The organism is Bacillus sp. 05T31 (assembly GCF_056396725.1).
Genome location: NZ_JBFTMA010000972.1, coordinates 1 through 1,214 on the forward strand (window position 1 = coordinate 1; position 1,214 = coordinate 1,214).

Consider the following 1,214-nt stretch of genomic DNA (forward strand, 5'->3'; position numbering starts at 1 on the left):
CTTATTATTCATTCATTAGAAAGGATTGATACTGTTTCAAATGCAATGGATTTAAGAGGTTTTGGAAAAAAGGATAAACGAACGTGGTACTATGCAAAAGACGCACAAAAGGAGGATTACATCACACTTTTTGTTGGTATTATCATTTTGATTATTGCAGTTTACTTAAAGCTGAATGTATTCCAAAGCTTCTGGTACCCATTTTAAAGCACTCTCAATAGAGTGCTTTTACTAATTTTTATGAAGACATGCTCAAAAAAGGGAGATATACATACTGTATAATACGAACCAGTTAAAATGATCAACTACCTATTAGTTTTCAAACCAAAAGGAGGAAAAAATATGAGTTTCGGCGGTTCTTGTGGTTTTGGTGGAGGTTTCGCTTTATTAGTTGTGTTATTTATTTTATTAATTATTGTTGGATGTAGCTGTTGGAGCTAAGGGTACTAATTTCTAATTAGTCTCTTCTAAATGTAAATTAAAAAAACATAGCAGATACTTTTTGTATCGAAATAAAAAAGGAGCATAATGGCTCCTTTTTTATTTATTATGCAACGTGCTCTCATTATTATATTTTGGGAATGTAATAGTTAARGTAGTTCCTTTATTWACGATACTTCGGATTTTTAAACTGCCTCGCATCGTTTCAATAATTTTAACAGCAACCATCGTTCCTAAACCCGTACCTTTCGTTTTTGTACTAAAATATGGTTCGCCAAATCGATTAATTTGCTCTTGCGACATTCCAACTCCACTATCTTGAATCCTTATTATGACCTTATTATTGCTAACAGTTGCAGAAATAATTAGATTACCGCCACATGGCATTGCTTCTATACTGTTTTTTATTAAATTTAAAAAACATTGATGGAAGTGCTGTGTATTACCAATAATTGTTCCCTCTGAGAACTCTTTTGTAATATTAATAGTATTCATGTTACAAAAAGGCAACATCATATTAATAACTCGATTTAACTCGTGCTCCACTGAAATATGATCTAGTTTTTCTGAAGCTGGTTTGGCAAAAGTTAAGTAATCATCAATAATTGCTTGTGCACGATTTAACTCTTCAAGAATATGTTCAATATACTCATCTTTGGATTGTTGAGTTATATTAGGTGTTTTTAAAAGTTGTGTAAATCCTTTTACAACAGTCAATGGATTCCTTACTTCATGTGAAATACTTGCAGCGAGTTGGCTGACAATATCCATTT

Annotated in this window: 2 protein-coding genes and 1 pseudogene; 2 read left to right on the forward strand and 1 reads right to left on the reverse strand. The window is 31.7% G+C overall.

All coding sequences use genetic code 11. The features are described 5' to 3' along the window. Both AC1DJR_RS30415 and AC1DJR_RS30420 read left to right on the forward strand, forming a co-directional pair. Positions 1-207: pseudogene (locus tag AC1DJR_RS30415) on the forward strand (energy-coupling factor transporter transmembrane protein EcfT); the annotation flags it as partial. A gap of 135 nt (positions 208-342) precedes the next feature. Then, on the forward strand, positions 343-441 hold the full coding sequence (locus AC1DJR_RS30420; RefSeq protein ID WP_000007808.1) for a YjcZ family sporulation protein: 99 nt from the start codon (positions 343-345) through the stop codon (positions 439-441). 99 nt (positions 442-540) lie between these two features. Here the strand turns inward: AC1DJR_RS30420 and AC1DJR_RS30425 are convergent. Continuing rightward, a partial coding sequence (locus tag AC1DJR_RS30425; protein ID WP_477004304.1) for an ATP-binding protein occupies positions 541-1,214 on the reverse strand: 674 nt, incomplete at its 5' end.